This window comes from Gelidibacter japonicus (assembly GCF_010725055.1).
GTDB lineage: Bacteria > Bacteroidota > Bacteroidia > Flavobacteriales > Flavobacteriaceae > Gelidibacter > Gelidibacter japonicus.
The window spans coordinates 109,758-116,760 of record NZ_BJKB01000016.1 but is presented as its reverse complement, the minus strand read 5'-3'; the positions used below and the strand labels follow the sequence as shown (position 1 = coordinate 116,760).

The 7,003-nt window shown below is 39.0% G+C and carries 6 protein-coding genes; 2 read left to right on the top strand and 4 right to left on the bottom strand.

The window, feature by feature from the left end; translation table 11 throughout:
• The coding region (locus G6N06_RS19755) for a hypothetical protein (RefSeq protein ID WP_205334784.1) at window positions 1–185 on the top strand (185 nt) is incomplete at its 5' end.
• A 46-nt stretch (window positions 186–231) separates the two neighbouring features.
• Here the strand turns inward: G6N06_RS19755 and G6N06_RS15485 are convergent.
• The 4 genes from G6N06_RS15485 to G6N06_RS15470 form a co-directional block, all read right to left on the bottom strand.
• Window positions 232–735 (bottom strand): hypothetical protein, encoded by a 504-nt coding sequence (locus G6N06_RS15485; RefSeq protein ID WP_163517693.1) that lies wholly within the window; start codon window positions 733–735, stop codon window positions 232–234.
• 302 nt (window positions 736–1,037) lie between these two features.
• On the bottom strand, window positions 1,038–2,150 hold the full coding sequence (locus G6N06_RS15480) for a GTPase (protein ID WP_163517692.1): 1,113 nt from the start codon (window positions 2,148–2,150) through the stop codon (window positions 1,038–1,040).
• Between the two features lie 174 nt (window positions 2,151–2,324).
• Complete coding sequence (gene mgrA, locus G6N06_RS15475) at window positions 2,325–3,347, bottom strand: L-glyceraldehyde 3-phosphate reductase (protein WP_163517691.1); 1,023 nt, start codon at window positions 3,345–3,347, stop codon at window positions 2,325–2,327.
• A complete protein-coding gene (locus tag G6N06_RS15470; RefSeq protein ID WP_163517690.1) occupies window positions 3,347–5,131 on the bottom strand; it encodes an N-acyl-D-amino-acid deacylase family protein in 1,785 nt (594 codons plus the stop codon). The genes mgrA and G6N06_RS15470 overlap by 1 nt, the downstream gene beginning before the upstream one ends.
• Window positions 5,132–5,370: 239 nt before the next feature.
• On the opposite strand from G6N06_RS15470, the gene G6N06_RS15465 reads away from it, so the two are divergent.
• Window positions 5,371–6,933: a GMC oxidoreductase gene (locus G6N06_RS15465; RefSeq protein WP_163517689.1), complete on the top strand. Its 1,563-nt coding sequence runs from the start codon at window positions 5,371–5,373 to the stop codon at window positions 6,931–6,933.
• Window positions 6,934–7,003: the final 70 nt, after the last annotated feature.

Sequence of the window (7,003 nt, the reverse complement as noted above, 5' to 3'; positions counted from 1 at the left end):
TTGTGGTAAAGCCTAATCAGCTTCGTCAAAACAGATCCAAAAAAAGAAGCGATAAAATAAATTTTGGTTTATTTTATCGCTTCTTTAAAGTAATCACTAAAAATGAGATGCTTTTTCAGTGGCCTCCCATAAAGGCGGACTTTAATACATCCAATTTCTTGAGCAAGAAAATTGATTGGACGTAATTTGATTTATAGTGATATTTAAATATCTGAGAATTAAAACAACTGATTAGTAAGCTATGTTTTTAAATGTGCCCGTCATCGTCACAGTAGAGGCCGTATTGGAAACTGCCGTAACATTGAAGGTTCCACTAATAAGCCGACCGCTATCTGATGCTGGATTTTTTTTATTTTCCTGCAAATTAATGTTTCCTTCCGTAGAATTATACGAAATTTCTTCGGTCTGATCCCTGATGACGACACCAGTATAAAACCCATTATTATCTATCTCCCCGATTACTTTATTAACGCCACTGTCAAATCCTCCTTTATCATTTAAAAAAATACGGATCAAATTATTATTTTCATCATTTATCACAATAGTAATCCCAGCACTGGTATCGGTGTAATAGCTTCCAAAGGTTGCTGTATAATTGTCGCCAAAAGTTCCACCCTTAATAGTGGCCTTAAACTCTGCTTCTGGAGCACTTCCACCGCCATCGTCATCATTACTTGAACAGGAAATAATTATTAGAGAAAGAAAAAGAATGCTAAGTGTTTTTAAATTTTTCATGTAATTTGTTTTTAGTTATTATTGATTTGAGTAATTGCTCAAACTTCCCATCGCAATGAAACGAATATGTCATCATTAATTCTGAAATAAAAAAAGCCGCTCGTTAAAGCAGATTTTATTAAAAGTTAACTACACGGCTCATCATTTTGATACCCTGTGTTTTGAAAATTTAATTGCTATTAGACATCTATACGATAGTTCCCAAAAGAACCAATCCTTTTAGGATATGAAAATTACAAATGAATTTTTAACCGCTAGTGGATGGAAAAAGCACATAAAAACATGTGCTGATTGATAAATAATTAAGAGTCCCGTTTAATCTTTAGTGATTTCAGGGCATTATAATTTTCCGTGGCAATGCTCTCGGCATCCTTAACCATATCCTTACCTATTGTGGAGGTCAGGAAAAAGCCAACCGTTGATGAGATGGCTATGCCAATAAAAGGGAAGTATTTAGAAGCCGATTTTGCCGCTACCGTTGCTCCTGCTCTTCTCAACAAAAGCATAATCGCATCTTTTCCCAAATATTTGACACTAAACTGAAGGGCTTTGGCGGTCAATACTTTGGCGTTGTTTTTATCCAACAAATCCATTATAAAATGCTGTTGTTCATCGCCCAGGCAATAAATATCCCTGACATGAACCCCCATTCTTGTAAGCAAAGATATATCTACGCCAACATCAAGTCCTGGAATAGGATTGACACCATTCACCGCTGATAAGGCAGCATGCATGCCTACAATCTTATTTGCGAGTTCTTTTTTTTTTGAAAGGATTTTTTGGCTGGTGATGTTGATATCCGCAACAAACCGTTGTTGCTTGATCCTCCCCAAGCTTGAGTAAACATCATCCAAAAGTTGGCCTAAGTCATATTCTTGCGGATAGTCTGCGGAAGTTAAATAAATACCCTTGATTCGGTACCCCTTAAGATTTTGTTCGAGGTCATTCAAAACGGTATTATAGGTTTCTTCCTCAGAGATATCACGTCTTAAGGCGCGATCAACTGAGAAGTCTATTTTCGTCCGAACCGCAAAGACCGGCATTTTTATTTTTAAAAGCTCATCTATTAAGTAGAGATCATCTTCGTAAAACCGGTCGGCAGTCACTAAAATGACACAATCAAACTGGCTGATATTAAATTCTTCAAGATACCGTTCCTTAGGAAAGTTGATGGTGGAGCATCCCGGCAAATCATAAAAACTCAAACCTCTATGTTCAATTGGCTTCCCAACTTCCATGGTCGTTTCTACTTCGCCAACTTCAGCAATATGCTCACCAACAATGGCATTAATCAGAGACGATTTTCCAACCCCACTCCTACCAATGATGCCACACTTTATCCTTGCGGATTCAAACTTATCCAGATCGGCTTTAAGTTTTTTTTCGAGACTTGCAATTTCTTTGTTTTTGCTCATTTTTTAGTTGGGACTAACCAGGGTATTAAATAGAATTGTTTGTAGTTTGTAAGCTGCGAATTTAATACATTTTAAATAAACATGATCCGTAGTCAGACCCGCTTTTATATACAGAAATTGATCGTCAGTAAGTTATAGTCGCAACTATGGGTACACCAACTATTGACTATTGTTTTAATTGTCATTGTTTAATATTCTATCGATAGTTTGTAATTCTTCCTTTGAAAAATGCAAATTATCAATCGACTTTACATTCTCACATACTTGCTCAGGACTACTCGCACCCACCAAGACTGAAGTGATACGATCATCTCTTAAAAGCCAGGCTATTGCCATTTGTGCCAAGCTTTGACCTCTGCTTTTTGCTATTATATTCAATTGTTTCACGTTCTCCAATTTCTCTTTAGTAAGCTGCTCAGGTTTGAGATATCTTTTGTCTTTTCCTGCCCTAGAGTCTTCTGGAATTCCCTTCAGATATTTATCAGTCAATATGCCTTGGCTCAAAGGTGAGAAGGCGATAGCACCTGCTCCTTGCCTTTCGAGTTCATCCAATAAACCATCTTCCACCCAGCGATCCATCATATTATAGCGTGGCTGATGGATTAATAATTTGGTGCCCATTCGTTCCAAAATCTCGCTTGCCTGTCGGGTTAAATCCGCTGGATAACTGGACACGCCCACATAAAGCGCTTTTCCTTGTTGCTCCATTTGATGCAAAGCGCCCATGGTTTCCTCTAAAGGCGTATCGGGATCAGGACGATGGTGATAAAAGATATCCACATACTCCAATCCCATTCTTTTTAAACTTTGATCGAGACTCGCAATCAAATATTTTTTAGAACCCAAATTCCCATAGGGGCCATCCCACATATCCCAACCAGCTTTGCTCGAAATGAGCAACTCATCGCGATACTTTTTAAAATCCTTTTTTAAGATTCTACCAAAAGTTTCCTCTGCCGAACCATAAGGCGGGCCGTAGTTATTGGCTAAATCAAAATGTGTGATGCCACAGTCAAACGCGGTTCGCACCATGCTTCTGGCATTTGTAAAATCGTCGGCATGCCCAAAATTATGCCATAACCCTAGCGATATCGCTGGCAATAAGATGCCGCTCTTACCGCAACGTCGATACGTCATATCAGTATAGCGAGTTGGTTTTGCCTCATAGTTTGGAATGGATTGTTGATTTGTGTTCATTATAATGATACCGCTTTTTGTAAGTGTTTATTTCTTTGTCCAACTTTCTCTAAAAATCGTCCGTACTTTTCTATTTTCCCATAATTTTCTACGAATGCTTCGTTTTCGAAAATTGTTTTCCCTCCAACCATAACTCTTGAGACGACGCCTTCATTTTTATTGACCAATCTGTCATAATTATCAAATTCCTTTATCGGCTCAATTTCAACATTTTCCGTGATGTTTTTAAAATGTTTAGGATCTAAAATCACTAAGTCGGCCATTTTTCCTTTGGCCAAATAGCCACAATCCAGATCAAACCAATCGGCTTGCTCCTTAGAAAGTCGCCAAATACATTTTTCAATCGTCATGATCGGATTCCCTTTATCTATGGAATCTTGTACGATTTTAATCATTTTTAATGGAAAATTGTAGAACGCCATATTATTGAGATGGGCGCCGGCATCTGAAAAACTGATCAAATTGTACTTGAAATTATAAAGGTTTTTATACTTCTCCTTTCTATCATTGGCGATTGTCGTGGTCCACCTAATTTTTTTGTCATATTTTATGATGGTATCTAAAAACTCATCTACCGGATGCTTATGGTTTTCTTCGGCAATTTCATAGAAATTTTTACCAATTAAACTAGCGTCAGGACAATCGATGATGACCGCTTTACTCAAGTCCTTATGCCAGACTTTTGGTGCAAATTTTTTCTTTATTTCTTTTTTGAAATTCTCTCTAAACTGACTGTCATTTATGAGTTCGTTTCTTTGGTCCAATTCTTTGGCCAGATGTCTCAAGGCCTCTCCACTGGGGAATTCCTCGAACATGACCGAATCCACACCATCGTAATACACGGTAAATGGGCATGGCGGCGATTGCATTCTGAAATTTGCATTTCCCAAACTATTTATGGCTTTGGAACCGAATGCCACCATTGGATAAATATACCGGTCTCCAATGAGATCCATCATGGCAATCATGGTCGTTTTTAGCGGTTTTCGAAAAATACCGGCACTTGCCAACATATAATTGAGCGCATTGATCCGAGTGACCAGATTGGGAGCGCCTTGGAGAATTGCATCCCGTCCTCGTAGTAGATTGATCAAGCTTTTCCTCTCTTTCCAGGAAGCGTAAAAAGAGGGCGTTTTATGGGACCAATATCTATCACCGTCCATTCTATCCCAAGGATTATCCATGGTAGATAACCCGATAAAACCTTCGTCTAAGGCGTCGTTCAACATGTCCAGCATCATTTCCCTTTCTTGAGGTGTAGCCGATTCATTATCGGTTAGAGAACGTTTGATTCCCATCGCTTTCATACGTATATCGGAGTGCCCTATAAACGAAGCGATATTGATTCCTAGAGGCAGTTGGCTAATATATGCCTTCCATTCCTTTGGTGTGTTCCAAATTTTCTCCTTTTCCAACAAGGGCAACATGACATCTCTTGGAATCGCTTCAACCCTGGTAAATGAATCTGCAGTGTCTTCCGCCGAATTATATACCGCCGAAACCGAACAACTTCCCAAAATGATGGTGGTAACGCCGTGCCGAGCCGATTCTTTAAGTCCGGGAGAGGCAAGAAGTTCAGCATCATAGTGGGTATGCGAATCGACAAATCCAGGAACAATCCATTGCCCTTCCGCATCAATTATGTTGAAACCCTCTTCAGAAAACGAATTGTTTAAACCTATCTCCAAAATGCGCCCCTCGTCGTCAATCAACATATCCTGTTTGATTGCTTTTTCATCTGGCATTCCAGAAAAAAATAATCCATTTTTGATAAGAGTTTTCATGATGTTAATTATTCTTTATAGCTAGCTAAATATACCAATTATCCCATATTATCTTTAGGATAAAAGAGGTTTTTCTGACTATAGGAATAATTTTCACAAACCCTCGAAATCAAAAACACCTTAATTTAATCTAATTACAAAACAACAACTGCTCATTTTACAATTTGTCAACTGCCGACTTATTTTCACTAAATTCGTGTTCAAGACAACTCATGTAAACCCCACAACGGAAAATTAAAATGAAATACGATTATATTATAGTAGGCAGTGGTTTTGGAGGGTCGGTGAGTGCCTTAAGATTATCCCAAAAAGGCTACAAAGTTTTAGTGGTCGAAAAAGGAAAATGGTTCAAGGCCAATGATTTCCCCAAAACCAATTGGAACTTCAGAAAATGGCTATGGATGCCTGGTCTACGTTTTTTTGGCATCATGAAACTTTCAGTTTTCAAACACATTGCCATCATTTCGGGGACTGGCGTTGGGGGCGGCTCTTTGGTCTATGCCAACACCTTACCCACTCCAAAATCGGCTTTTTTTAAATCTGGAAGTTGGAGAGACCTAAACGATTGGGAAAACGAGTTGAAGCCGTATTACAAGGAAGCTTTACGGATGTTGGGTGCGACGAAAAACCCAACATTGTTTGATGGCGATTTGGGACTCAAAAAAATGTCGGAAGATTTAGGCATTGCGGATAGATTTGACGCCACCCGTGTCGCCGTTTTTTTCGGAATCCCGAACCAAACGCAAAAAGACCCTTATTTTAACGGTGAAGGACCCGAGCGTTCTGGATGTAATTTTTGCGGGGCCTGTATGACGGGTTGCCGCTATAATGCTAAAAACACGCTAGATAAAAACTACCTTTACTTGGCCCAAAAAATCGGCGCGGAGATCTTGGCCGAAAACGAAGTCTATGATGTACGACCCATCAGTGCCGCCGACGGTTCTCAAGGCTATGAAGTTTATTTAAGAAGCAGCACCACATTCTTCAAAAAACATCAAAGGATAAAAGTAAAAGGGGTCATATTCTCGGGTGGCGTTTTGGGTACGGTAAAATTATTACTCAAACTCAAAAACAAATCACTTCCCAATTTATCGGATAAATTGGGCGAAGACATCCGCAGTAATAATGAAACCTTGGTCAGTGTTTCTGGACTTGACAAAGACAAAAACTATTCAAAAGGAATAGCTATCGGCAGTATTCTGAATACGGATGAAAACAGTCATCTTGAAATTTGCAGATATGGAGAAGGTTCCAACGCATGGAAATTGGTGCACTTACCATACGTCACTGGTTCGAATGTCATTTCTCGTCTGTTTAAAATATTGGCTAAATTCCTAAGAAATCCTGTCGATTATTTTAAAATATATTTTGTGAACGGCTGGGCCAAAAACACGGTCGTCTTGCTTTTTATGCAAACTTTGGACAGCACTTTAAAATTCAAACGCAATATTTTTGGGCAAATGACTTCAACAGTAAGCACCGGTTTGGCTCCAACGCCATTTATCCCAGAATCTATAAAACTTGTAAAAGCCTACCAAAGTGCCATTAACGGCGTAAGCACCTCCTTTGCCTTAGAAACACTGGCGGGAATACCTTCAACCGCCCATATCTTGGGTGGTGCTGTTATGGGAAAAGATCACAAAACAGGGGTCATTGATAAGAACAACAGAGTTTTTGGATATCAAGATCTGTTTGTCATCGATGGCGCGATGATTTCAGCCAACCCCGGTGTCAATCCGTCATTGTCGATAACCGCCATTGCCGAACACGCCATGGCTCAAATTCCAGATAAAACGGATTAAAAATAATCTCCATAGGTTTTGTCTAAACCAAATCATTTTAATCTTTTGTAATTATGTGAGATATATTTTA

Excerpts from the sequence above, each read along its gene's own strand:
- G6N06_RS15485 (WP_163517693.1), bottom strand. The coding sequence starts at position 735 with ATGAAAAATTTAAAAACACTTAGCATTCTTTTTCTTTCTCTAATAATT.
- G6N06_RS15480 (WP_163517692.1), bottom strand. The coding sequence starts at position 2,150 with ATGAGCAAAAACAAAGAAATTGCAAGTCTCGAAAAAAAACTTAAAGCC.
- mgrA (WP_163517691.1), bottom strand. The coding sequence starts at position 3,347 with ATGAACACAAATCAACAATCCATTCCAAACTATGAGGCAAAACCAACT.
- G6N06_RS15470 (WP_163517690.1), bottom strand. The coding sequence starts at position 5,131 with ATGAAAACTCTTATCAAAAATGGATTATTTTTTTCTGGAATGCCAGAT.
- G6N06_RS15465 (WP_163517689.1), top strand. The coding sequence starts at position 5,371 with ATGAAATACGATTATATTATAGTAGGCAGTGGTTTTGGAGGGTCGGTG.